Source organism: Leifsonia sp. 10N434 (assembly GCF_056394405.1).
On sequence record NZ_JBFTHV010000008.1, the window covers coordinates 74,196 to 97,922 of the forward strand.

The window sequence follows — 23,727 nt, forward strand, 5'->3', positions numbered from 1 at the left end:
AACACGTTTTGAGACTCCCGCCGCGATCGGGGAGGCTCGAGGAGCCGTCAACCGTGCGCCGGTACCCTCACACCCCTTCACAAGAGAGGCACAGCCATGTCCGATTCCACCCCTCCCACCCCCTCCCTTCCGGAGAAGCCGAAATCGAGAACGGGCTGGATCGTCGGGATCGGCATCGCCGCCATCGCGGTCATCGTCGCGGTCGTGCTCATCGTCGTCAACCTGGCGTCCCCCGGTTCGTCGGCCGAGGCCAAGCGCGTCACCGTCAAGATCGGCACCACCGAGCAGGCGGCGCCGTACTGGACCGTGCTGAAGAAGGCGGCCGCCAAGGAGAACATCGACATCCAGGTCGTCGGGTTCAGCGACTACACCCAGGCGAATCCGGCGCTGAAGAGCAAGCAGATCGACCTGAATCTGTTCCAGCACCTCCTGTTCCTGGCGAACTACGACGTGTCCGACAACGCCGATCTGGTGCCGATCGCCTCGACCATCGTTGTCCCGCTGCCCCTCTACTCCGACAAGTACAAGGCCGTCGCCGACATCCCCACGGGCGCGAAGATCGCGATCCCCAATGACGCGACCAACCAGGCGCGCGCTCTCCTCGTTCTTCAGGAGGCCGGTCTGCTGAAGCTCAAGAACGGCGGCACCGTCCTCTCGACTCCGGCCGACATCGACGCGTCGGCGTCGAAGGTGACCGTGCTCCCCGTGGACGCCGCGCAGACCGCTCCCGCGCTCAACTCCGCCGACGGCGCGATCGTGAACAACAACTTCGCGCTCACCGCCGGCCTCGACCCCAAGTCCGCGATCTTCCAGGACGACCCGAAGAAGTCCGCCGCCGAGCCGTACATCAACGCGTTCGTGGCCCGCAGCGCGGACAAGGACAACGCCACCTACAAGAAGATCACCGAGCTCTACCACACCAAGCCGGTGCAGGATGCGGTGCTCGCCGAGTCCAAGAACACCGCGGTCATCGTGCAGCGCCCGCAGTCCGAACTGATCTCGATCCTCGACGAGCTGAAGAAGACCGTGAAGGCGGCGAACTAGTACCGATGCCTCTCATCGAGTTCCGCGAGGTCACGAAGTCCTTCCGCTCCGGCGACGCGACGATCACCGCGATCGACGGCGTGAGCCTGTCGATCGAACGCGGCGAGATCTTCGGGATCATCGGATACTCGGGCGCGGGCAAGAGCACGCTCGTGCGGCTGGTCAACGCGCTCGAGAAGGTGACGAGCGGTGCGATCCTCATCGACGGCGTGGACATCACGCAGCTTCCCGAACCGAAGCTGCGGGGTGTCCGCGCCGGCATCGGCATGATCTTCCAGCAGTTCAACCTGTTCCGCTCGCGCACGGTGTTCGGCAACATCGCGTACCCGCTCAAGGTGGCCGGCTGGCCGAAGGAGAAGCGGAAGGAGCGGGTGGCCGAGCTGCTCGCGTTCGTCGGTCTGACAGAGAAGGCGTGGGTCTACCCCGACCAGCTGTCCGGCGGTCAGAAGCAGCGCGTCGGAATCGCGCGCGCACTGGCCACGAATCCGGCCATTCTGCTCGCCGACGAGTCGACGAGCGCGCTCGACCCCGAGACGACGGCCGACGTGCTCGCCCTCCTCAAGCGGGTCAACCGCGAGCTGGGCGTCACCATCATGGTGATCACGCACGAGATGGAGGTCGTGCGCTCCATCGCCGATCGCGTCGCCGTGCTCGACGCCGGTCGCGTGATCGAGAGCGGCAGCGTCTTCGAGCTGTTCAGCGACCCTCAGACCGTCACGGCGCAGCGGTTCGTCGGAACCGTGCTGCGCAACCAGCCCGAGGCCGACGATCTGGAGCGGCTGCGCGGCAAACACTCCGGACGCATCGTGTCCGCGCGCATCCACGACGACGGGCGACTGGGAGCGGTGCTCTCGGATGCGGTCGGCCGGCACAACGTCCGATTCGAGATCGTTTTCGGCGGCATCAGCGCGCTGCAGGGCCGCTCCTTCGGCAGCCTCACCCTCGAGCTCATCGGCGAGGACGCCGGCGTGGACGCGCTGATCGCCGACCTCCGCGCGGTCACCGAGGTCGAGGAGGTGGCGGCATGAGCGACTGGTCGCAGCTGTTGCCCGTCTACCTGGAGTCCATCGGGCAGACGCTCTGGATGGTCAGCGCGACCCTCGTGCTCGGCGGCATCCTCGGTCTGGCGCTCGGCGTGCTGCTCTACACCACGCGTCGCGGCGGCATTCTGGAGAACCGCCCGCTCGCGGCGGTGCTCAATGTGCTGGTGAACTTCATCCGCCCGATCCCGTTCATCATCTTCATGACGGTGGTCGCGCCCCTCACGCTGAGTCTGTTCGGCACCTTCATCGGTACGGCTGCCGCGATCTTCCCGATGACGATCGCCGCGACCTTCGGCATCTCGCGCATCGTCGAGCAGAACCTCGTGACCATCGATCCCGGTGTCATCGAGGCGCCCCGCGCGATGGGCGCGAGCCCGCTGCGCATCATCATGACCCTGCTCATCCCGGAGGCGCTCGGGCCGCTCATCCTGGGCTACACCTTCGTGTTCGTCGCCATCGTCGACCTGTCGGCGGTCGCCGGCGGTCTCGGCGGCGGGGGACTGGGCTACTTCTCGATCGCCTACGGCTACCAGCGGTACGACTGGACGGTGACGTGGGTCGCCGTGATCACGATCGTGGTGCTCGTACAGGCCGCGCAGTTCCTCGGGAACTGGCTGGCGCGCAAGGCGCTGCGCCGCTGACCCGCCGTACAATACGGAAAGGGCATCATATGACTTCCGTATCGAATGACGACACCGCAGAGCAGCGCCGCCGGCGACGCGCCGGTGCGGACATCAAACGCGCGCTGCGGGAGCTCAACAACCAGGTGGCGCTGCTCAACAACCAGGTGGGCTCCCGCGTCGACCTGCGCCCGGTCGACCTCGACTGCCTCGACGTCATCGCCTTGCACGGCCCCCTGAGCCCCAGCGAACTCGCGCACAGGGCCGGTGTGCACCCTGCGACGGTCACCGGCATCCTCGACCGCCTGGAGAAGAACAACTGGGTCGTGCGCGAACGCGAGGGTGCGGACCGGCGTGCCGTGCTGGTGCGCGCGCTTCCGGATCGTGCCAGGGAGCTCTTCACGCTCTACGGCGGCATGAACGCCGCGATGGACGATCTCTTCGACGACTATTCGGAGGAGCAGCTCGCCACCCTCGCGGACTTCCTGCAGCGCGCGTCGGCCGCGGGACTGGTCGAGACGGCGGCGCTCGCCGAGGGATGACGGACGCCGTTCAGCCGCGGTAGCGTCCGACCGGCCGCAAACGCAGGGGAGTCTGCGCGTACTCGTCGAGGGCGTGCACGATCCAGCCGACCGCGCGCGCCGTGGCGAAGATCACCTCGCCGGCGTCGTCGGGCATCCCGGAGGCGAGGGCCAGCCCTGCGAGAGCGAGATCGACATTCGGATGCGCGCCGGTGCGAGCGACGATCGGTGCCGCGAGGCGTTCGACCGCCTCGGCGACGGACGACGCCGCCGGATCGTCGCCGAGCATCCCGAGCAGCAGGCGTGCCCGCGGGTCGATTCCGCGGTAGAGCGGCTGGCCGAAGCCGGGGACCGGCCCGCGGCCGGCGACCATCGTGTCCGCGATGACGCGTTCGGGATGCTCGCCCGAGACGACGCGCTCGAGCATCCGGTAGGCCGCGCGACTGGCGTTGCCGTGCAGAGGCGAGTCGAGCGCGCCGAGCCCCGCGGTGACCACCGCGTACGGGTTCGCCCTCGCCGAGGCTGCGGCCCGGGCGGCCAGCGTCGAGACGGCGATGTCGTGGTCGATCAGCAGCACGAGCGCGGCGTTCAGCAGGCGCAGGTCCGACGGTGCCGGCGGCCGGTCGCTGAGCCGCAGCCACAGGCGTTCGGCGATCGAGGCGGTTCGCGTGCGGGGCTCCTGCCGGTCCACGCCCGTCGCAGCTGCGGGAGCACGCGTGCGGAGCACTTCGGCCATACCGGCCACCAGCGCTTCGGCGGCAGGCACGACCGACGCGGGGTCCAGCGAGTACCGGAGCGGATCGAGCGCCGCGAAGGCCGTCACGGCCACCTGCTGACGATCGCGGTCGGTGCCGGCCGGCGGCAGCCCGTCGGCGACCCGGCGCGCGGCGTCGACCGCGACACCGTCGACGACGAATTCCGCCCCCGCATCCCACACGCCGGTGAGCGCCCAGTGGGCGACCGTCTCGAACGACGCAGAGGCGGCCAGGGCGGTCGCTTCGCGGCCGCGATAGTACAGCTCGCCGTCCGCGATGAACGCGAAGCCGGTGTCGATCACCATCAGCGGGCGGCCGTCCGAATGACCGCGCAGCTCGGCCGGGGCGGCGGCGGAGCGCTGCCGCCTGGACGCCGCGAACCGTTCGACCTCCAGCGCGTCGAACTCCGAGCCGCGTGCGGTCTTGTGACGCGCCAAACGACCGCGCGCGACGTACGCGTAGAGGGTCTCGAGCTTGACGCCCAGCCGCTCGGCGGTCTGCGCCGCGGTGAGGCGGGGGAGCTCATCGGTCATCGTGCTCCAGGTTGATCGAATCAACATTGACGCTGCGTGCGTCCATGCTCACACTAATACCATGCAGACGGACCGGATGGACGACACCCTCATCGATGTGCCCCGCGGCCTGACCAACGTGGTCGCCGCCGAGACGACCCTGGGCGACGTGCGCGGGCACGAGGGCTTCTACCACTACCGGCAGTATTCGGCGATCGACCTGGCGAGCACCCGCACGTTCGAGGAGGCCTGGCACCTGCTGCTCGTCGGCTCGCTGCCCGACGCGGAGCAGCTGGCGGCCTTCCGATCGCGGATCGCGCAGGCACGGTCGGTGCCACCCGGGGTCGCCGAGCTGCTTCCCGCCATCGCCGGCCTCACCGGCGACCGCGACCCGCTGGCGGGGCTCCGGATGGCGCTGGCCGCGGTCGCCGCGCACGACCGCATCCGGCCGCTCTACGACGAGAGCGGAGATGAGCGCATCGTCGACGCGATCCGGGTGAGCGCGATCACGCCGGTGCTGCTCGCGTCGCTGCACGCCCTGGCCGAGGGCAGGGAGCCGCTCGCACCGCGCGACGATCTGGGCTACGTCGCCGACTACCTCCGCATGGTCACCGGCCGGGTACCGGATGCGCGGCACGAGCATGCTCTGAGCGCCTACATGACCGCCGCGATCGATCACGGATTCAACGCCTCGACCTTCGCGGCGCGCGTCATCGCCTCCACCGGCGCCGACCTCGCCGCTGCGGTCGGCGGCGCCCTCGGTGCCCTCGGAGGTCCGCTCCACGGAGGCGCCCCGAGCCGTGCCCTCGACACGCTCGACGAGATCGGCACGGTGGACCGGATCGACGAGTGGGTCACCCGCACGATCGACTCCGGGGGTCGCATCATGGGCTTCGGTCATGCCGTCTACCGAACCGAGGATCCGCGTTCACGGATGCTCCGCGGGATCGCCGAGGGCATCGGAGGTGACAGGGTGGCGTTCGCGGTCGCTGTGGAGCGCCGGGTGCAGGAGCTGCTGGAGCGGATGAAGCCGGGGCGCGAGCTGCACACCAACGTCGAGTTCTTTGCGGCCGTGGTGATGGAGCTGTGCGGGATTCCGCGTGCGATGTTCACTCCGACCTTCGCCGCTGCGCGCGTCGTCGGCTGGACGGCGCACGTCCTCGAGCAGGCGGCGGACGGCAAGATTGTGCGGCCGTCGTCGCGCTATGTGGGGCCTGCTGCGCCGGTGGCACTGCCGGCATCCGCGGTCGCGCGCTAGGGGCGTCGCGCGCTCGGGACTGGACGCCGCCCGCGGCGGCCGTGGTGAGGGCTGCGGGTCCGACGACGACTCCGCTCAGGTCTGTCAGGGATGTGAGCGTACCCTGCGTAGGAGACGGCAACCCGAGACCCTGGAGGACAGCGTGACCGCATCCACCGACCTGCTCATCGACGCCTTCGACCGCATCGCGCAGGTGGTGCGCAGTACGGTGGGCGGCCTCGAGCCCGCCCTGCTCGGCGAGCGGATCGACCCCGGCAGCAACTCGATCGCGTGGCTGGTGTGGCACCTGACGCGGATCCAGGACGACCACGTCTCCGACGTCGCGGGCCAGACCCAGGCGTGGATCGACGACGGCTGGTCCGACCGCTTCGGGCTGCCGTTCGACCGCTACGACACCGGCTACGGCCACACGCCCGACGAGGTCGGCGCGCTCGAGGGCGTCGGTGCCGTGGAGCTGCTCGGCTATCACGACGACGTGCACCACCGCACCGTCGCCTATCTGCGCACCGTGACCGACCGCGACCTCGGCCGCGTCGTCGACGAGGCCTGGGACCCGCCCGTCACCCTGGGCGTCCGCCTGGTGAGCGTGATCTCCGACGACCTGCAGCACGCCGGGCAGGCCGCTTTCGCGCGCGGGGTGCTCGAGAGGCGATGAACGGGATGCGCGGCTCCGTGCGACACGTCGAGTGGATCGGCGACGACGATCCGGAGCGGCTGGAGGCGGCCACCGTCACCCTGGCGGCCGACCGGCTCGACGCCCTCGGGGTCTCCCGCACGACCGACTACGTGACGAACTGGTCGCTCGAGACCGGCGAGGGGTGGGTGACGTCGCGTCTCGACGTCGCGGTGTCCGGCCGTGGCTGGAGGCGCCGTCTCGTGCTCGCGCGGGATGCCCACGGCCGCTGGACCAGCGACACCGGGACGAGTGGGCACGCGGTCCATCAGGGTGCCCCGCTCGGCGAGCCCGGCATCGCGGATCCGCTCTCGCTCGCCGGGGCGCTCGACTGCGACCTGGCCCTGTGCCCGGTGACGAACACGATGCCGATCCTGCGGCTCGGTCTGCTCGCCGCCCCGACCGAGGAGCGGCACCTCGTGATGGCCTGGGTCGCGCTCCCATCGCTGGAGGTCGTGCGCAGCGATCAGGTCTATTCCTCGGGTGCCCCGTACGATCCCGCGGCTGGGCACGGAGTCGTGCGGTATCAGAGCGCGACGCGCGACTTCACCGCAGACCTCACCGTGGATGCCGACGGCCTGGTCATCGATTACCCGCAGCTGGCCCGGCGCATCCGCACCCGTCCGTAGCGCCGCCGTTACGGTGTCGGGTCGATTACGGAGTCGGGTCGAGGGCGTCGTACCGGCGGAACGATCCCTGAACGCGAACGATCGTGGCCACGAGCACGATGATGATCAGCCCACCGAGGAGTGGAGGGAACCAGAGCGCGCCGGTCAGGGCGAGCACTCCGATGTAGAGGTCGCCGAGGCGCGGTCCGCCGGTGACGACCACCGTGAAGATCCCCTGCAGTCGACCGCGCATCACGTCCGGCGCCGAGGCCTGCAGGATGGTCACCCGGAAGATCGAGCTGACGTTGTCGGCCGCGCCGGAACCCGCCAGCAGCACCGCGGCGGCGATCAATGCCGGCAGATTGGCGTCGGCGATGTTCTGCCCGGTGCCGGTGAAGCCTCCGAAGGCGACGACGGCGAGCACGATGCCGAAGCCCAGGATGCACGCACCGTAGACCATGATCGCTCGACCGACCGCGCGGCCCTGCCAACGCACGTGGCCGAGGCGTCCCGAGAAGACGCTGGAGAGCAGCGTGCCGACCGCGCCGGCCGCGGTGAGGATGCCGACCGTGACGGGGCCGCCACCGATCAGCAGCGCGCCGACGGCGGGGAACAGGGCGCGCGGCTGTCCGAAGGTCATCGCGATGATGTCGAGCACGAACGTCATGCGCAGATTCGGCGCCGTCTTCAGGAAGCGGAGTCCGAAGAGCACCGACTCCAGCCCGGCGCTCTGCCGCTCTCCCTCCGGCACGATGCGCGGCAGCGTGAAGATACCGAGGAAGGCCGCGGTGAACAGGACCACGTCGATCGTGTATGTCCAGCTGATGCCGACGGTGGCGACCAGCAGGCCTGCGAGCGCGGGGCCGACGGTGACCATCACGCCCATGCTGATGCCGCCGAGCGCGCTCGCCGCGGGGAGCAGCCGGGTGGGGAGCAGTCGCGGCGTGATCGCCTGCCGGGTGGCTCCGATGACGACGGACGCGACCGCGTTGATCGTGGTCAGCACGTAGAGCGGCCAGACGACCTGCACGTCGAGCCAGGCGAAGACGGCGATGCCGGCCGTCGACGTCCAGGCGACGATCGCCGTGACCAGGGCCACGATCCGGCGGTCGAAGGCGTCGGCGAGCACGCCGCCGTAGAGCCCGAAGACGATCATCGGCACGAGGGCGAACAGGGCGACGAGCGCGACCGCGAGGGTCGAGCCCGTGAGGTCGTAGATGTGCAGCCCCACAGCGACGATGGTCATCTGGCTGCCGATGCCGGAGATCGCGCCGCCGAACCAGAGGCGTGCGAACGCCGGGCTCTCGCGCAGCGGGGAGAGGTCGACGAAATGACGACGACGCGTCAGCGTCGTATCGTCAGGCTCCTTCGTGACGGGCTCGCGGGTCAGAAGCGGGGCTTCTTGCTCTGCGCGACGGCCGCGAGCGAGAAGACGAGGCCGGCCGCCATGATCGTCACCGTGACGGACTGGAGGACGACCTGCCAGAACGGCAGGAACGGCGTGACGGAGACCCAGAGCCACAGGATGGCGCCGATGAGCGTGATCACGTAGCTGAAGGTCTTGCGAGCGTAGAGCGCGTTGAGCGAGACGACCGTGCCGGCCACGAACACCTGGAACAGCGGCAGGAAGTCGTCGGCATTGCCGGTCCAGGTCGTGACGACGCTGATCACCAGGAACACGAGCGAGACCAGCACGACGACCGTGGCGATGATCGAGCCGAGGGGGCCGGGCAGAACGGCGCTCAGGCTGCGGACGAGCGTGCCGTGCTCGTCGTCGATGTCGGCGGTCGTGCTCTCGTGTACGTGTGTTGTGCTCACGAAGGAAATCCTAGCGCCGAGCGCGCCCTGGCAACGAAAACGCCGCTGGGTATGGTGGGGGCATGTCCCCGCACCGCCGTCGCCGCACATCCTTCGACCTGCCGAAGCGCATCGAACGCGCCGACGAGCGCATCGCCCGCCGGATCAACGCCCGTCGCACGATCCGCGGCGCCGACGCGTTCTGGCGTGATCTCTCGACCGCGGCGAACCACGGCGTGCTCTGGTTCGCGGCAGCCGGTGTGCTCATGGCGCTGGGCAAGCCCCGCGCCGCGGCGCGCGGACTGGCATCGCTCGGCATCGCGAGCGCGGTGGCCAACCTGATCGGCAAGCAGCTGGTCGGCGGCGAGCGGCCGGCCCTCACCTCCATCCCGATCTCCCGCCGTCTCGACCGCACGCCGACGTCGCCGTCGTTCCCGTCCGGCCACACGGCCAGTGCCGTCGCGTTCGCCACCGGCGCGGCGCTCGAGTCTCCCCAGGCGGGCGCTGCGCTCGCGCCCCTGGCCGCCGCCGTCGGATACTCCCGGTTGCACACCGGCGCGCACTGGGCGTCGGATGTCGCGGGTGGAGCGATCATCGGGATGACGGCCGCGCTGATCGGCAAGGCCATCGTCCCCTCGAAGCCCGTCCCGCTAGCCCGGCTGCGCGAGGCGCCGACGGCCGCCACGCTGGACCTGCCGAGCCTGCCCGACGGCGAGGGGGCGTTCATCGTCGTCAACCCGAACTCCGGACACGATGCGGGCCGACCCAGCCCGATCCCGCGGCTGCGCCACCGGCTGCCCCGAGCCGTCGTCCACGAACTCACGAAGGGCGACGACATCGCCGAGCTGGTGGATGCCGCACTCGCGTCGGCGACACCGCCGCGTGTGCTCGGCATCTACGGCGGCGACGGATCGGTCGCGGCGATGGCCGGGAGCGCCCGGCGCGTCGACCTGCCGCTCATGGTGATGCCCGGTGGAACGTTCAATCACTTCGCCAAGGCGGCGCTGCTCGACTCGGTCGACAGCGCCATCGATGCGCTGATCGCCGGAACCGGCCGTCCGGTCGACGTGGCCGAGCTGACCGTCGCCGACGGCGAGCCGATCACGGTGCTCAACACGGCATCCGTGGGCATCTACCCGGCGTTCGTGGCCGAACGGGAGAAGCACGAGAGGCGACTCGGCAAGCCGCTCGCGGCGGCGCTCGCCGCGGTGCGCATCCTGCGGATGGCCGACCCGATCGACGTCGAGCTCGACGGTCGCCGGCAGAAGGTGTGGTCGATCTTCGTCGGCGTCGACCGGTACTACCCGGTGACGGTCGCGCCGATCGAACGACGCCGTCTCGACGACCGGCTGCTCGACATCCGCATCCTGCGCGCCGATCGCAGGCCGCGGACGCGGGGCGCGCTCGCGCTCGCCCTCGGTGGCAAGGGTGACACGATCGCCGCCCGCATGCCGTTCCTGCAGGGGCCGCCGGCGGTCGACGCGTCCACCGACGTCGAGCTCCGCGTCGTGACGTACGACAACGCGAGTGGCGACCCCGGCTACGCGCACGACGGCGAGGCATCGAAGGAGACTCCGCGTGCCGCCGACGGTTCGCATCCCCTGTCGATCCGCGTCGTCCCCGCAGGCCTGCGCCTGTACGCCCCTGTCAAGAAGGAGAACCACGGATGATCAGCGACGCCCGGGCATTCGCGGCCGACTGGCTCGCCGGCTGGAACGCGCACGACCTCGACGCCGTCTTGGCACACTTCAGCGACGACGCGGTGTTCACGTCGCCTGTCGCCCGCCAGCTGCTGGACGCGAGCGATGGGGTGCTGCGCGGAAAGGCCGCGATCCGGGGGTACTGGGAGGAGGGGCTGCGACGCATCCCCGACCTCCGTTTCGAGATCGTCGATGTCTACGCGGGACTCGACACGGTCGTGATCAACTACCGCAACCAGCGCGGCGGCCTGGTCTGCGAGGTGCTGCAGTTCGACGGCGACCTGGTCGCCGCCGGTCACGGAACGTACCGTGAGTCCGGCGACAACCTCGCCGGCGCTACTCGGGATTGATGTCCGCGATCGACTTGTCGAGCCGGAGCCCCCGCCAGCTCGGCTGACGGAGCCGGTTCGTCGGCGTCCACTCGGCGAACTCCACCTCGCCGACCAGCTCGGGACGCACCCAGTGCGCATCGCGGGCGTCGAGCGACGGCACATCGGTGAGCGGGCTCGTCTTCCTGGGATGCGCGGAGAGCCTGGTCTTGAGATCGTCGAGCATCGCATCGGTGAAGCCGGTGCCCACCTTTCCCACGTAGCGAAGCTCGTCGCCGTCCGGGATGCCCAGCAGAAGCGCCCCGACCGCGTTCGCCCGACGGCCGTTGCCGGGTCGCCAGCCGGCGATCACGACTTCGGCCATCCGGTGGTGCTTGATCTTGATCCAGGTGCGCGACCGGCGCCCGGTTGCGTAGGTGCCGTCGCGGCGCTTGGCCATCACGCCCTCGAGCCCGAGCTCCCGGCTGCTGTCGACGGCGTGCTCGAGGTCGCCGTCGAATGCCGGGGGAACCTGCACCGCGTGCCTGCGGGGCGGCTTCACGTTCTTCGCGAGCGCTGCGCGGCGTTCGTCGTAGGTTCGTGAGCGTAGGGATTCGCCGTCGAGTTCGAGCAGATCGAACACCATGTAGTGCACGGGAGCGCGCTTCATGGCGGCCTCGACCTCGGCCGCCTTGGTGAGGCCCATCCGGGTCTGCAGGATGCCGAAGTCGGGTCGGCCGCGCGGGTCGAGCGTCACGATCTCGCCGTCGAGCACCGCGTCGTGGTCGCCGACCACATCGACCAGCGTGCTCAGCTCGGGGTAACTGCGCGTGACGTCGTTGCCGTTGCGGGTGCTGAGGCGGAGCGCGCCGCCGCCCACCTCAGCGATCGCCCGGATGCCGTCCCACTTCATCTCGAAGGCCCAGTCCTCCTCGTCGTGCACGTCGGCCACGGAACCGAGGGTGGCCAGCATGGGGGAGATCGGCGCGCCGGTGATCGTCGTGTCGGACGCGGTGGTGCGGGCCGACGCGGTGCTGGGCGCTTTCTTCGTGGTGCTCTTCGTGCTCTTGGCCGTGCTTTTCACGGTGCTCTTCGTGGTGCCCTTGGCGCTCTTCGCCGTGCTCTTCGTTGTGCCCGTGGCGTCATCCTGCTTCATCAGGTGGATCAGCCAGTTCTGCGCGGCCTTGCCCTCGCCGCCGGTGTGGATCAGCGCGAACTTCCGGTCGCCGCCGAGGCCGCCACCGGGCGTTCCGTGCAGCGTGACGATGACCTCCTTGTCGTCGCGCCACTTCTCGACGTCGTAGTCGCCGGCATCCCAGATCGTCACGTGCCCTGCGCCGTATTCCCCGTGCGGTATGTCGCCCTCGAAGGCGCCGTACTCGAGCGGGTGGTCCTCGACGTGGACCGCGAGATGGTTCTGCCCGGGGTCGGTCGGCGGTCCCTTCGGCAGTGCCCAGCTGACGAGCACGCCGTCGTGCTCCAGCCGGAAGTCCCAGTGCAGCCGACGCGCGTGATGCTCCTGGATGACGAACGTGCGACCACTCGTGGAGTGCGGCGTCTCCTCGGGGACCGGCTCGGGCGTCTTCGCGGCATCGCGCTTGCTGCGGTAGGTGGTCAGGCGGTCTTCGGCGGCGCCGTGCACCTCCTCGTCGAGGTGACCGGCCGAGAGGTCGGCCAGCGGGTCGCCGCGTCGCTTCACGCGGGCCAGCACCTCGGTGTAGTCGAGGTGGGCGAGCTTCTTGGAGGCCAGTTCGCGCCAGGTGCGCGGGGCGGCGACCGTGGGGTGCAGGCGGCCGCGCAGCGAGTACGGTGCGATCGTGGTCTTCGCCGCGTTGTTCTGGCTCCAGTCGACGAACACCTTGCCGGCACGGATCGCGCGCTTCATGTCGCTGACCACCAGATCGGGATGGTCGGCCTCGAGCGCCCGCGCCAGCTCATGAGCGACGGCCGAGATCTGGTCGCTGGTCTGACTGCCGTCGAGCGCGGCGTACAGGTGGATTCCTTTCGAGCCGCTCGTGACGGGCATCGGATCGAGCCCCATGTCGACGAGGATGTCGCGCGCGAGCTGCGCCACCTCGGCGCAGTCGACGAGGGTCACGCCCTCCCCGGGATCCAGGTCGAGCACGAGGCGGTCCGGATTCTTCGGGGTGCCGGTGCGCGAGATCCGCCATTGCGGAACGTGCACCTCGAGCGAAGCGATCTGCGCCAGCCAGATGAGGGTGGCTCGGTCGTTGACCAGCGGATAGTCGTTGCTGCTGGTCTTGTGCTTGATCGTGCGGCGCTTCACCCAGCTCGGCGTGCCCTCGTCGAGGTTCTTCTGGAAGAAGACCTCACCCGGATGGTCGGCGGTGCCGACGCCGTGAACCCAGCGCTTGCGGGTGGCCGCCCGATCGCGCACGTGGGGGATCATCACATCGGCGATCGCGTTGTAGTAGCCGATCACGTCGGCCTTGGTGGTTCCGGTCTCGGGGTACAGGACCTTGTCGAGATTGGTCAGCTTGAGACGGTGTCCGTCGATTTCGACCATCTCACTGTCGGATGTCGGCATGACAGAACGCTACGCCCGGAGGTCCGAAGTTCAATCACTGGTTGAAAAAGCCCCGGTCTACGGTGACGATGGTGCAATGAGGGCCATTTGGACGGGTGCGATCACTTTCGGGTTGGTCAACGTGCCGGTGAAGGTGTACAGCGCCACCGAAGACCATGACGTCGCACTGCATCAGGTGCACGACGCCGACGGCGGCAGGATCCGCTATCAGCGACGGTGCGAGATCGACGGGAAGATCATCCCCTACGAGCACATCGCCAAGGCGTACGACGACGGGGAACGCACCGTGGTGCTGACGCCGGAGGATCTCGCGTCGTTGCCGGCCGAGCGCAGCCGGGAGATCGACGTGGTCGAGTTCGTGCCGAACGAGCAGCTCGACCCGATCATGTTCGACCGCAGCTACTACCTCGAGCCCGACTCCAAGTCGCTCAAGGCCTACACGCTGCTGCGCCGGACACTGGAGGATTCCGAGCGCACCGCGATCGTGAACTTCGCACTGCGGCAGAAGACGCGGCTGGGCGCCCTGCGCGTGCGCGGCAACGTGCTCACGCTGCAGACCCTGCTCTGGAACGACGAGATCCGCGAGGCCAGCTTCTCGGGACTGGACGAGACGCCACGGGTGACGCAGCGCGAGCTCGACCTGTCGAACGCGCTCATGGAGAGCTTCGCCGGCGACTTCGAGCCGGAGAAGTTCACGGACGAGTATCAGGACGAGCTGCGCAAGCTGATCGACGCCAAGCTCGAGCAGGGCGACGCGATCGACACGGCCGAGACGTTCGGCGAGGAGGAGGAGAAGCGCGCGGGCGGCGGCGAGGTCATCGACCTGATGGAGGCGCTGCAGCGCAGCGTCGAGCGCAGCCGCTCGGGGTCCGGCTCCGGTGGCTCCGCGAAGTCGTCGAAGGGCTCGGCGTCGAAGAGCACGGGCACGAAGGCGTCGGCCTCGAAGAGCGGAACCGCCCGAAAGCCGGCGGCGAAGCCCGCTGAGAAGAAGACGGCAGCGAAGAAGAAGCCCGCGTGACGCGGCTGCGCCGCAGCGACCCGTCGGGTCCGGGATACCGGCGTGTCTCCTCGAAGAAGGGGCCGTCGTATCAGGATGAGGCCGGCAACACCATCGTGGATGAGCGCGAACTGGAGCGCATCCAGTCGCTGGTGATCCCGCCGGCCTGGCAGGACGTCTGGATCTCACCGGATGCCCGCGGCCACATCCAGGCGGTCGGCATCGACCAGGCGGGCCGTCGCCAGTACCTGTACCACGAGTCGTGGCGCCTGCATCAGGATCGGGTGAAGTTCGACAGGGCGCTGCAGCTGGCGGAGACGCTGCCGTCAGCGCGGCGGCGGGTCACGCTCGACCTGCGTGAGCCGGGGTTCGGCCGCGACCGCATCCTGGCTGCGGCCTTGCGCATCATCGACCTGGGGTCGTTGCGGATCGGGAGTGAGGAGTACCTGCACGCCAACGGCAGCCGCGGTCTCACGACGCTGCTCTGCCGCCACGTGAAGGTCGACGGCGACGCGGTGACGCTCACCTTTCCGGCGAAGAGCGCGCAGAAGTGGACGAGCACGATCGTCGACGAGGACGTGGCCACCCTGCTCGGCGAGGTCCTGGATGCCAGGGGCGAGCGGTCGCGGGTGCTGTCGTGGAAGGACGGCACGTGGCACACGATCCGTCCCGCGTCGTTGAACGAGTACATCCGGCGTCAGACCCGAGGCGAGTTCACGGCGAAGGATTTCCGCACGCTGCACGGCACGATCACCGCTGCTGCCGCGCTCGCGCACCTCGGCACGGGCGGCACCGACCGCGAGAAGGCGAAGCGGATGACCGCCGCCGTCGTCGAGGCGGCCGACGCCCTCGGCAACACCCCGACGATCGCCCGCAACAGCTACATCGACCCCCGCATCTTCGACCGCTACCGCGCCGGCACCGTCATCGACCTCTCGAACGGCCGCGCCCCGGAGCCCGCGCTGCTCGAACTCCTGAGCTGAGGACGGACTCGCCTACGGGATCTGGTCGTTCGGCTCGCCTTCGACACAGCGGCTCATCCCGCCGAAGTCGAGGCGATCGGTGCCGATAGTCGCGTCGAGACGTCTGCCATCGGGACCAGGGGCGCCATCCCACGGCGCCTCGGACAGCATCAGCAGTTCGGGCAGAGGTGAACTGGGCTCCGGGATGTCAATGCGATGGTCGAATGTCTCCCAGAGATCTTTGATCTGCGTCGCGATCGACCGACGTGATTCAGGAAGCGCTTGCTCGCGACGCAACGCCAAGAAGGTGAACTGGGCGCCGTCGCTGCCATCGGGACGTGTGCATGTGTACCACGATCGTGAGTCCTCCGTCCATTCACCGCCGAAGGCGCTTCTCATCGCGTCGTAGAGGTCCATTACCTCGGATCGGGCCTCTTCCGGCGTGAAGCTCGTTCCGTCATCGGGGAGTGTGAGTGGCAACGAGCACGAGGTGAGAGCGAGTGCTACACCGACGGCGGTAAGTCCAAATCTCCACCCGCGCACCGCTCTCAACGGATGTCCTTGGGCATGTCGCCGATGAGAAGCTCGTTGAGATTCTCGGCCGCCCTCTCCAGGGGGCCACCTCCACGGGTGAGTTCATCTCCCCGGCCGACCGTGATCTTGGCAGTGTTGTAGAGCGATGTGGTGTCCGGATCGAAATAGCTGAGCTGTTTCGACTGATCACCATTGCCGTTCGGGCCGTGTTTAGACACGCCGCGGAGGGTCGATCCATCATCCGCGACGCCTTCTTCCGAGCTGAACACGAACGCCCCGAACGCCGGATCGGTGGGATCGACCCGCCGGCTGAGCCATTGCCCCGTCGGCGCCCAGCCGTCGTGGCGGCTCTGCGATGCGAACACCTCGCCGGGGGGAACGTCGAGCGCAACCGACCAGGAGGTCGAATGGGGGGCACCAGCCGAGCCGAGGAGCACGAGGTGATCCACATGGGTCTGTCTGGCTGTGAGGCAGGCCACCGCAGTTCCATAGGAATGCCCGACGATCGAGACCTCGGTCGGGCCTGTTCGGCTGTGCTCGAAACCGGTGATCGCGGGTCCAAGACGCGCGGCACCCGCCGCGGCGAAGTCGTCTTCGATCACTGCCCGGCCACCCGCAATTTGCGGTGGCGTGTAATCGAGCCATGCCACAACCGCCTGGCCGTTCCGTCCCGTGGGTGAAAGCTGCCTCTGAAGGTATTGCAGATTGCTCGCCGCCTTCGTCAACTTCTCCATGTCGCCTTCTACCGTCGTATTCATGCCGGGGATGAGGAACGTCGCATTCGTCGCTGCGTCGAGATCGCCGACGGAGATCGCCGCCTTGGGCTCCTTGTCGAGGGAGAACGAAATGAGTTGCCGTGGGGGAGAGGCACTCAGCCCTTCTCCGAGCGCAACGAGAACGGCTTCCATTGCGCGCAGACTGGCGCGCGGCACGCGGTTGTCACGAAGCGCGTTCTCGATGGCCGCGTCGAGTGCGCGCCGGTTGGCCTGGTCGCGCGCCCAGAACGCGACCCCGTCGAGGTTGCCGATGGCGCCGGGGATGGAAGTGATGATCAGGAGCTGGCTCGCCGACGGCACGCCCTCCTCGTCGCCGTTCATGCTCTTCCACCAGGTCGCCGCGTCCTCCGGCGACAGCTCGGCGATCCGGCGCGCGATGACCGGCCGCTGCTCCAGCAGCACCGCGAGGTCGGTCGCCGACAGCCCGCGGAGCATCGCCAGCAGGGCCGCGGTGTCGGTGCTGACGACCGCGGCGGCGGTGAGGCGCGTCATCCGGCCCAGCACGCCGTCGCCGCTGAGCGCGGCGACGCAGGCGGCGTCGATCTGCCGCCGCCGGGTGACCAGCTGCTCCCATTCGGCGTCGAGCCGGCGTAGGCGCGACGACTCCGTCTCGACCGTCTCGGTGAGGACCGCCCGGCGGCGGGCGTCGTCGTCGAGCGAGAGCCCTGCATCCGCGCCGATTGAAGGAATCAAAGAAACCTGCCACTGGGCGGCGGTCAGCGCCTCTCGAGCGGACCGGCGCTGCGCCTCGAGGGCGGCCTGGTCGTCTTTGAGCGGACCGAGTCGGCCGGCGTAGGTTCGCAAGGCGTCGGATTGGCCGCGAAGCCCACGCTCCAGCAGGGCGAGTTCGGGCGTGACGGCGTCGATCGCCGTCACGAAGGCGTCGCGGGCCTTCCCCGTCCAGGTGGACCCGCAGACGGTGTTGCGTGCGCGGATGGCCTCGCTTCGCGCGTCGGCGATCTCGTCGGCCTTCGCGGACCGTCCGCGGGCGAGAGCCAGGATCCCGGCCGGTTCGCCGGCGCCGGGGTCCTCGACCGTCACCCCCATGAGCGCTGGCCCTTCGAGTGTCTGTTCAGCGCAGCACGAACGTCGTTCACCGGCGGCTTCCTCCCCAAGTCGACCTGATCGGCACCGGCGATGTCGAGGTGCCGATCAGAGCCTAGGAAGTCAGGGCGCCCGTGAGAATGCTTGGATCAGTGATATGCGGGCATGCCTCGGCGCCCGCCGGAGAGGGTCGCGGCGGATGCTCAGTCCTGCGACTTCTGTGCCGAGAGCGGCTCAGCGATGTCCTCCAGGGACTTCCCTTCCGCGTCGACGCCGAGGAAGAGTTCGACCAGGCCGGCAGCGATCATGAGTCCCGCGCCGATGAAGTACCCGATGGCGACGGCGTGCGATCCGGCTTCGATGAGCTGTCCGAACAGGATCGGTCCCGTGATGCCACCGATGGCGGTGCCGACCGCGTAGAAGAACGCGATGGCCATGGCTCGTGTCTCCATCGGGAACACCTCGCTCACCGTGAGGTAGGCGCTGCTGGCGCCCGCCGACGCGAAGAAGAAGACGACCATCCAGCAGGCGGTGAGCCAGAACGCGTCGAGCACCCCCATGTCGAACAGGATGGCGGTGCCGACGAGGAGCACACCGCTACCCACGTAGGAGAGAGTGATCATGAAGCGGCGACCGACGGAGTCGAACAGGTGCCCGAGCAGCAGCGGGCCGAGGAAGTTGCCGATCGCGATCGGCACCAACGCCCAGGGCGCCACGTCATCCGGCACGTGCAAGAGCTTGGTCAGCACCAGCGAGTAGGTGAAGAACACCGCGTTGTACAGGAACGCCTGGCCGATGAACAGCGACAGGCCCAGCACGAAGCGCTTGGGGTACTTCGAGAGTGCGACCTGCACGATCTCGCCGAAGCCCGTCGTCCTGCGCTGCTTGATGCGGATCGCCTTGTCGTCGGGGACGGCTTCCAGCTCGGTTCCGGTGTCTTTCGCGACGTCGGCCTCGATCTCGGCGACGAGCTTCTCCGCCCCTTCGTCGTAGCCGTGGATGAACATCCAGCGCGGGGATTCGGGGACGTTGCGACGCACGAGCAGGATGACCAGGCCCAGCACCGCGCCGAGACCGAAGGCGAGGCGCCAGCCGAGATCGGCGGCGAAGATGTCGGTGTTGAGCAGGAAGACCGTGAGCACGGCGCCGAACGCTGTGCCCAGCCAGTACGAGCCGTTGATGGCCAGGTCGACCAGCCCGCGGCGTCGCGCCGGAATGAGCTCGTCGATGGCCGAGTTGATCGCCGCGTACTCGCCCCCGATGCCCGCCCCGGTGAAGAACCGGAACACGAAGAACATCAGCGGCGTGAAGGAGAACGCCGTGAGAACGGTCGCCAGCAGATAGAGGCCCAGGGTGATGATGAACAGCTTCTTGCGGCCGAAACGATCGGTCAGATAGCCGAAGACCAGAGAGCCGCAGCAGGCACCCGCTACGTAGATGGCGGCGGCGAGGCCGACCTGCGCCGTGGTCAGTCCGAGGCCGCTCTCGGGCTCAGTGAGCCGGCTGCCGATGGCGCCGACGATGGTGACCTCAAGGCCGTCGAGGATCCACACCGTGCCGAGTCCCACGACGACCAGCCAGTGCCAATGGGACCAGGGGAGCCGGTCCATCCGCGCGGGAATGGTGGTCTCGATCGTCTTCAGCGTCGTTGCCTGAGAATTCGATGTATGCGCGCTCACAGACGGCACCCTACGAGCATCCGCCCGTTCCCAGCAGGGGCTTGACACAATCGGATGCGCTGGTAAAAACAACCGCCGCCTAGCGTAGGTCAGCTCACAGTGTCAACCCCTTGTTGGGGGTCTCTCGCACATGTTTACCCTTGCTCGTGGCGTTCGCTCCGGCGGACGCCCCACGCACCAGAAGCAAGCAGACCATACGAGCCGACGGGATGAACAAATGACAGTGCTCGAAGTGACCAATGATCCGGTGCGCGACTACCTCAACTCGATCGGCCGCACGCGACTGTTGACCGCCGAAGAAGAGGTAGCCCTCGCGAAGCGCATCGAAGTCGGAGTTCTCGCAGGGGAGCGGATCGCCACGCGACCAGCGTTGACCCCGCGCGAACGCCGTGAACTGCAGTGGCTCGCCGACGACGGCAAGCGCGCTTTCGAACGGTTCATCGAAGCGAACCTCCGGTTGGTGGTGAGCATCGCCAAGCGCTACGCCGGCCGCGGCCTGCCCGTGATGGATCTCATCCAGGAGGGCAACCTCGGACTCGTTCGCGCGGTCGAGAAGTTCGACTACCGCACCGGCAACAAGTTCTCGACCTACGCCACCTGGTGGATCCGCCAGTCCATCCTGCGCGGCATCGCCGACACCGCCCGCCTCATCCGGATCCCCGTGCACACGGTGGAGAAGATCGACAAGCTGGACCGCATCCGGCGCGATCTCGGCGGCGAGTTGGGGCGCACCCCCACACTGGAGGAGATGGCAGAGGCCTCGAACCTCGAGCCCGCCGAGGTGCGGAAGCTGCAGATGAGCGACTCAGAGACGGTGTCGCTCGCGGTGCCGGTCGGCGAGAACGAGGGCGCCGAGCTCGGCGACCTGATCGAGGACGACGACTTCCCCGGACCGCCCGAGGCGGTCGAGGTCGGCTTCCGCCACCGTGACCTCGAGGACCGCCTTCGCGAGCTCCCTCCGCGCGACGCCAAGGTCGTCAGGATGCGCTTCGGGCTCGACGGTCAGAAGCCGATGACCCTGGACGAGGTCGGCGAGATCTACGGCATCACGCGCGAGCGGGTGCGCCAGCTCGAGACGCGCAGCCTCAAGCGCCTGCGCAGCCCCGAGTTGCTCGAATACCTGCGCTAGCCGCACCTAGCGCGACCGGGACCCCGTGCTCATTCGAGCGCGGGGTTCTCGTGTTCTGCCGCCGCCTGCTCGAACGGGATGTCGCCCGGACGGTCGGTCGACTCCGACCCGGTCTCGGGCTCGGTCGTGTCCTGCTGCCCCGCACTGGCGTCGCCGGGCTGCGCGTCGGGCGCTGTGCCGTCGGACGTCGTGCCGGATGAGGTCGTGTCTGTCATGGCGTGCCTGCCTTCCTGCCATGATTCTCCGATCAACGGTAGGCGCACGCCCGTCGTGAGGCAAGGGCAGGTGTCCGCCCTCGGCACGCCGTCGCAACCGAGCGTCGACCCCGAGATCAGCGTCCTGGGGGCGTGTCCGCGTTGACCTCGTCGGCTCCGAGCGCGCCGATCTCCTCGGTGAGCTGCAGCCCCTGGGCGCTGTTCGACGACAGGGTGAGTGCTTCGAGCCAGGTCTTGTTGATCTTGGGCTGGCGACCCCCGCTGTAGCGGAACAGCAACGGGATGGCCGGGTCGATCCAAATCGCGCTGCGCCCGTCTCCCACGCTCTGCTCATCGCGCCAGGAGAAGAAGAAACCTTCCTTGCGGCGCAGCTTCAAGCCGACGACGATCTGGAGGTGCGCGAGGACGCGGTCGTCGAATCCGATCTCGGTCGTGCCGGCGTAGATGAGCTTGCCCATGCGATGAACCGTACATGACGAAACGCGCCTGCGCGCGCACCGCCCGGCACGCATCGAGGCGGCGCGTTGTCAATCCCTTGGCCGCTCAGGCCCTGCGATCTAGCGTTGGATGGGGAACGACGGGAGACAGCGATGGAGCGCGGGGAAGCGTGGATCGTGCGTCACGGGGGACGCGAGTACATCACCTCGGATGAAATGGCGCGGATCTTCCTGTCGCAGGCCGAGCAGGCCGTTCGCACAGGCGAGCCGACCCTCGTGGTGCTTCGGCACAGCAAGGGCGTCGAGCTGGTGCTCGTGACCGACGAATCGTCGTTCACGGTCGCCCGCCGGCACGCAGCGGCGGTCGATGAAATCGGGCACGCACGCCACGTGCTGCACTGACATACCGCCGCGCCGGAGCGACCTCCACGGTCGGCTGAGAGTCCTCTCCGGGGTCGAGCGTATGGTCTCGTCATGACACGACGAGCCCTGGTGACCGGAGCGACCGGCTATATCGGCGGGAGGCTGGTGCCCCGCCTCCTCGCTGACGCATTCGACGTGCGGGTGCTCGTGCGCTCGCCGCAGAAGCTGACGGATGTGCCGTGGGCCGGCGATGTCGAGGTGGCCACGGGCGACCTGCACGACGCCGGGTCCGTCGCCGCCGCCATGGCCGACGTGGACGTCGTGTACTACCTCGTGCACTCGATGCGGGCATCCGGTGATTTCGATGAGGAGGAGGCGGGCGCCGCCCGCACGGTCGCCGATGCGGCGGAGCGGGCAGGGGTGTCGCGCATCGTCTACCTCGGTGCCCTGCATCCCGCCGGCGTCGAGCTGTCGCGGCACCTGCGCTCGCGCGTCGCCGTCGGCCGCATCCTGCTCGACTCGGCCGTGCCGACCGTCGTGCTGCAGGCGGGCGTGGTGATCGGTTCGGGCTCGGCCTCGTTCGAGATGATCAGGCACCTGACGGAGGTGCTGCCGTACATGCCCGCGCCGCGCTGGGTGCGCAACCGCATCCAGCCGATCGCGATCCGCGATGTGCTCTTCTACCTCCGCGCCGCCGCCGATCTGCCGCCGGACGTCGATCGCGCCTTCGACATCGGGGGCCCCGACATCCTGCGCTACGGCCAGATGATGAACGGGTTCGCGGTCGAGGCCGGTCTGCGGCAGCGCCCGATCGCTGCGCTCCCGGTGTTCACGCCCTGGCTCGCCTCGCAGTGGGTGAACCTCGTCACGCCGATCCCGCGGAGCCTCGCGGTGCCGATCATCGAATCGCTGCAGTACGACTGCGTGGTGCAGGAGCGCGACATCGACGACGTCATCCCACGGCCAGAGGGCGGCCTCACCGGATACCGCACGGCGGTGCGGCTCGCGCTCGCCAAGGTGCGCGCGGGAGACGTCGAGACGAGCTGGCGAAACTCGTCGGTCGATGGCGCCCCCAGCGACCCCCTGCCCAGCGACCCCGACTGGTCCGGGCACACGGTCTACACGGACGTGCGCGAACGGTCGACCGAGGCGTCACGCGACAGTGTGTGGCGGGTCATCGAGGGGATCGGAGGGGAGCGCGGCTGGTACTCCTTCCCGCTGGCCTGGGCCGTGCGCGGCTGGGCGGACAAGCTGGTGGGCGGCGTCGGCCTCAGGCGGGGACGGCGCGACGCCGACCGGCTGCAGACGGGCGATGCACTCGACTGGTGGAGGGTCGAGCGAATCGAGCGGGGACACGAACTGCGACTGCGTGCCGAGATGCGCGTGCCGGGGCGCGCCTGGCTCGAGATGTCGGTGGAGCAGGGGGAGCGCGGCTCGGTCTACCGGCAGCGTGCGGTTTTCTTCCCTGCCGGGCTCGCCGGGCGCCTGTACTGGTTCGCGATCCTGCCGTTCCACGGCGTGATCTTCAACGGGATGGCCAACCGCATCGTCTTCGAGGCCGAGAGCGGAACGGGCGTCGCCACGCCCGCCTGAGTCGCCGGAGGGCCGGGACCGTCAGTCGATCGGCGCGGCGATCGACTCCGCCAGGCCGTTGAGGAACCGGATGACGACCTCGCGCTCCTCCGGCGGGAGGTTCCGCGCCACTTCGAAGCGGCGGGCGTGTTGCACACCCATGGTTCGGCGCACCTCCCGGTGCGTCTCCTCGGTGATCGAGATGACGACTGCCCGGCGGTCGCTGGGGTGCGCGTGGCGCTCGACGTGTCCAGCGCGCTCGAGCCGGTCGAGCAGCTTGGTGGTCGACGCCGTCGAGATGTGCAGGTGCTCCGACAGTGCGCCGGCCGTGACGGCCACATCGGCGTTCATCGACGCGATGATGTACCGCAGCGCCTTCATGTCGGTGTCGTTGAGCTTCATGTGGCTGCGCGACTCGAAGCTGAGCTTCTGCTCCGCCTCGCGCCAGGTCCGGATGGCCGTGAGGACGCGGATGATCTGGAGGAGCTCCTCTTCGCTGAGGTCGTCGTGGCGCACGAGTTCCTGACGAGGATCGATGACGCGGGGATCGAGCAGCGAGCTGGAGATGCGCCGCGCGTCGTCCTTGTCCGAGGTCATGAGTTCATCCTATTCCAGCGGGCAAGATGCGTGCT

24 protein-coding genes are annotated in these 23,727 nt (G+C 68.8%); 14 read left to right on the forward strand and 10 right to left on the reverse strand.

The genetic code is table 11. The annotated features are described in order from the left end of the window. Positions 1 to 96: 96 nt before the first annotated feature. Genes AC1DB1_RS17665 through AC1DB1_RS17680 form a run of 4 tightly spaced genes read left to right on the forward strand, consistent with a single transcriptional unit; the run spans position 97 to position 3,249 of the window. Positions 97 to 1,044 (forward strand): MetQ/NlpA family ABC transporter substrate-binding protein, encoded by a 948-nt coding sequence (locus AC1DB1_RS17665; RefSeq protein ID WP_271176425.1) that lies wholly within the window; start codon positions 97 to 99, stop codon positions 1,042 to 1,044. 5 nt (positions 1,045 to 1,049) lie between these two features. Beyond that, complete coding sequence (locus tag AC1DB1_RS17670; RefSeq protein ID WP_477201741.1) at positions 1,050 to 2,072, forward strand: methionine ABC transporter ATP-binding protein; 1,023 nt, start codon at positions 1,050 to 1,052, stop codon at positions 2,070 to 2,072. Continuing rightward, entirely contained in the window at positions 2,069 to 2,728 is a 660-nt protein-coding gene (locus AC1DB1_RS17675) for a methionine ABC transporter permease (protein ID WP_477201742.1), read from the forward strand. The genes AC1DB1_RS17670 and AC1DB1_RS17675 overlap by 4 nt, the downstream gene beginning before the upstream one ends. 29 nt (positions 2,729 to 2,757) lie before the next feature. Beyond that, positions 2,758 to 3,249: a MarR family winged helix-turn-helix transcriptional regulator gene (locus AC1DB1_RS17680; protein WP_477201743.1), complete on the forward strand. Its 492-nt coding sequence runs from the start codon at positions 2,758 to 2,760 to the stop codon at positions 3,247 to 3,249. A 10-nt stretch (positions 3,250 to 3,259) separates the two neighbouring features. Here the strand turns inward: AC1DB1_RS17680 and AC1DB1_RS17685 are convergent, their stop codons facing one another. Next, on the reverse strand, positions 3,260 to 4,516 hold the full coding sequence (locus AC1DB1_RS17685) for a citrate/2-methylcitrate synthase (RefSeq protein ID WP_477201744.1): 1,257 nt from the start codon (positions 4,514 to 4,516) through the stop codon (positions 3,260 to 3,262). Positions 4,517 to 4,577: 61 nt separating this feature from the next. Here AC1DB1_RS17685 and AC1DB1_RS17690 point away from each other — a divergent pair, with 61 nt between their 5' ends. The 3 genes from AC1DB1_RS17690 (at position 4,578) to AC1DB1_RS17700 (ending at position 7,055) form a co-directional block, all read left to right on the forward strand. Next, a complete protein-coding gene (locus tag AC1DB1_RS17690) occupies positions 4,578 to 5,753 on the forward strand; it encodes a citrate synthase (protein WP_477201745.1) in 1,176 nt (391 codons plus the stop codon). A gap of 142 nt (positions 5,754 to 5,895) precedes the next feature. Then, a complete protein-coding gene (locus AC1DB1_RS17695; RefSeq protein WP_477201746.1) occupies positions 5,896 to 6,408 on the forward strand; it encodes a mycothiol transferase in 513 nt (170 codons plus the stop codon). A 17-nt stretch (positions 6,409 to 6,425) separates the two neighbouring features. After that, positions 6,426 to 7,055, forward strand: a complete 630-nt coding sequence (locus AC1DB1_RS17700; RefSeq protein ID WP_477201747.1) for a putative glycolipid-binding domain-containing protein — start codon at positions 6,426 to 6,428, stop codon at positions 7,053 to 7,055. Positions 7,056 to 7,080: 25 nt separating this feature from the next. Here AC1DB1_RS17700 and AC1DB1_RS17705 read toward each other — a convergent pair whose 3' ends face one another. Next, complete coding sequence (locus tag AC1DB1_RS17705) at positions 7,081 to 8,424, reverse strand: MFS transporter (RefSeq protein ID WP_477201816.1); 1,344 nt, start codon at positions 8,422 to 8,424, stop codon at positions 7,081 to 7,083. Continuing rightward, complete coding sequence (locus tag AC1DB1_RS17710; RefSeq protein ID WP_477201748.1) at positions 8,421 to 8,852, reverse strand: hypothetical protein; 432 nt, start codon at positions 8,850 to 8,852, stop codon at positions 8,421 to 8,423. The genes AC1DB1_RS17705 and AC1DB1_RS17710 overlap by 4 nt, the downstream gene beginning before the upstream one ends. Positions 8,853 to 8,914: 62 nt before the next feature. Between AC1DB1_RS17710 and AC1DB1_RS17715 the strand changes: the two genes are divergently transcribed. Both AC1DB1_RS17715 and AC1DB1_RS17720 read left to right on the forward strand, forming a co-directional pair. Further along, the gene (locus AC1DB1_RS17715) at positions 8,915 to 10,501 is read left to right on the forward strand and encodes a phosphatase PAP2 family protein (RefSeq protein ID WP_477201749.1); all 1,587 of its coding nucleotides are present in this window, start codon (positions 8,915 to 8,917) and stop codon (positions 10,499 to 10,501) included. Next, complete coding sequence (locus tag AC1DB1_RS17720; protein ID WP_477201750.1) at positions 10,498 to 10,881, forward strand: nuclear transport factor 2 family protein; 384 nt, start codon at positions 10,498 to 10,500, stop codon at positions 10,879 to 10,881. The genes AC1DB1_RS17715 and AC1DB1_RS17720 overlap by 4 nt, the downstream gene beginning before the upstream one ends. On the opposite strand, the gene AC1DB1_RS17725 is transcribed toward AC1DB1_RS17720, so the two are convergent. Next, positions 10,868 to 13,387 carry an ATP-dependent DNA ligase gene (locus AC1DB1_RS17725; RefSeq protein WP_477201751.1) on the reverse strand — a complete coding sequence of 840 codons (2,520 nt, stop codon included), beginning with the start codon at positions 13,385 to 13,387 and terminating at the stop codon, positions 10,868 to 10,870. The two genes, AC1DB1_RS17720 and AC1DB1_RS17725, sit on opposite strands and share 14 nt — an antisense overlap. A 76-nt stretch (positions 13,388 to 13,463) precedes the next feature. Here AC1DB1_RS17725 and ku point away from each other — a divergent pair, with 76 nt between their 5' ends. Both ku and AC1DB1_RS17735 read left to right on the forward strand, forming a co-directional pair. Next, on the forward strand, positions 13,464 to 14,405 hold the full coding sequence (gene ku / locus AC1DB1_RS17730; RefSeq protein ID WP_477201752.1) for a non-homologous end joining protein Ku: 942 nt from the start codon (positions 13,464 to 13,466) through the stop codon (positions 14,403 to 14,405). Beyond that, on the forward strand, positions 14,402 to 15,367 hold the full coding sequence (locus AC1DB1_RS17735) for a DNA topoisomerase IB (protein WP_271176412.1): 966 nt from the start codon (positions 14,402 to 14,404) through the stop codon (positions 15,365 to 15,367). Before ku ends, AC1DB1_RS17735 begins: the two co-directional genes overlap by 4 nt. A 12-nt stretch (positions 15,368 to 15,379) precedes the next feature. On the opposite strand, the gene AC1DB1_RS17740 is transcribed toward AC1DB1_RS17735, so the two are convergent. The 3 genes from AC1DB1_RS17740 to AC1DB1_RS17750 all read right to left on the reverse strand — a co-directional run bounded on the left by AC1DB1_RS17740 (position 15,380) and on the right by AC1DB1_RS17750 (position 19,310). Beyond that, positions 15,380 to 15,763, reverse strand: coding sequence for a hypothetical protein (locus tag AC1DB1_RS17740; protein ID WP_477201753.1), 384 nt, complete (start codon positions 15,761 to 15,763; stop codon positions 15,380 to 15,382). 131 nt (positions 15,764 to 15,894) lie between these two features. Beyond that, positions 15,895 to 17,532, reverse strand: a complete 1,638-nt coding sequence (locus tag AC1DB1_RS17745; RefSeq protein WP_477201754.1) for an alpha/beta hydrolase — start codon at positions 17,530 to 17,532, stop codon at positions 15,895 to 15,897. 371 nt (positions 17,533 to 17,903) lie between these two features. Then, positions 17,904 to 19,310, reverse strand: coding sequence for an MFS transporter (locus AC1DB1_RS17750; protein WP_271176498.1), 1,407 nt, complete (start codon positions 19,308 to 19,310; stop codon positions 17,904 to 17,906). Positions 19,311 to 19,596: 286 nt separating this feature from the next. On the opposite strand from AC1DB1_RS17750, the gene AC1DB1_RS17755 reads away from it, so the two are divergent. Continuing rightward, entirely contained in the window at positions 19,597 to 20,508 is a 912-nt protein-coding gene (locus tag AC1DB1_RS17755; protein WP_271176409.1) for a sigma-70 family RNA polymerase sigma factor, read from the forward strand. Positions 20,509 to 20,537: 29 nt separating this feature from the next. On the opposite strand, the gene AC1DB1_RS17760 is transcribed toward AC1DB1_RS17755, so the two are convergent. Beyond that, on the reverse strand, positions 20,538 to 20,723 hold the full coding sequence (locus AC1DB1_RS17760) for a hypothetical protein (protein ID WP_271176408.1): 186 nt from the start codon (positions 20,721 to 20,723) through the stop codon (positions 20,538 to 20,540). 116 nt (positions 20,724 to 20,839) lie between these two features. Continuing rightward, positions 20,840 to 21,181 (reverse strand): DUF7882 family protein, encoded by a 342-nt coding sequence (locus AC1DB1_RS17765; protein WP_271176407.1) that lies wholly within the window; start codon positions 21,179 to 21,181, stop codon positions 20,840 to 20,842. Between the two features lie 132 nt (positions 21,182 to 21,313). On the opposite strand from AC1DB1_RS17765, the gene AC1DB1_RS17770 reads away from it, so the two are divergent. Both AC1DB1_RS17770 and AC1DB1_RS17775 read left to right on the forward strand, forming a co-directional pair. Beyond that, positions 21,314 to 21,562 carry a hypothetical protein gene (locus tag AC1DB1_RS17770; protein ID WP_271176406.1) on the forward strand — a complete coding sequence of 83 codons (249 nt, stop codon included), beginning with the start codon at positions 21,314 to 21,316 and terminating at the stop codon, positions 21,560 to 21,562. A 72-nt stretch (positions 21,563 to 21,634) separates the two neighbouring features. After that, the gene (locus AC1DB1_RS17775) at positions 21,635 to 23,116 is read left to right on the forward strand and encodes an SDR family oxidoreductase (protein ID WP_477201755.1); all 1,482 of its coding nucleotides are present in this window, start codon (positions 21,635 to 21,637) and stop codon (positions 23,114 to 23,116) included. Positions 23,117 to 23,137: 21 nt separating this feature from the next. Here the strand turns inward: AC1DB1_RS17775 and AC1DB1_RS17780 are convergent, their stop codons facing one another. Then, positions 23,138 to 23,692: a MarR family winged helix-turn-helix transcriptional regulator gene (locus tag AC1DB1_RS17780; RefSeq protein WP_477201756.1), complete on the reverse strand. Its 555-nt coding sequence runs from the start codon at positions 23,690 to 23,692 to the stop codon at positions 23,138 to 23,140. Between the last annotated feature and the right edge of the window lie 35 nt (positions 23,693 to 23,727).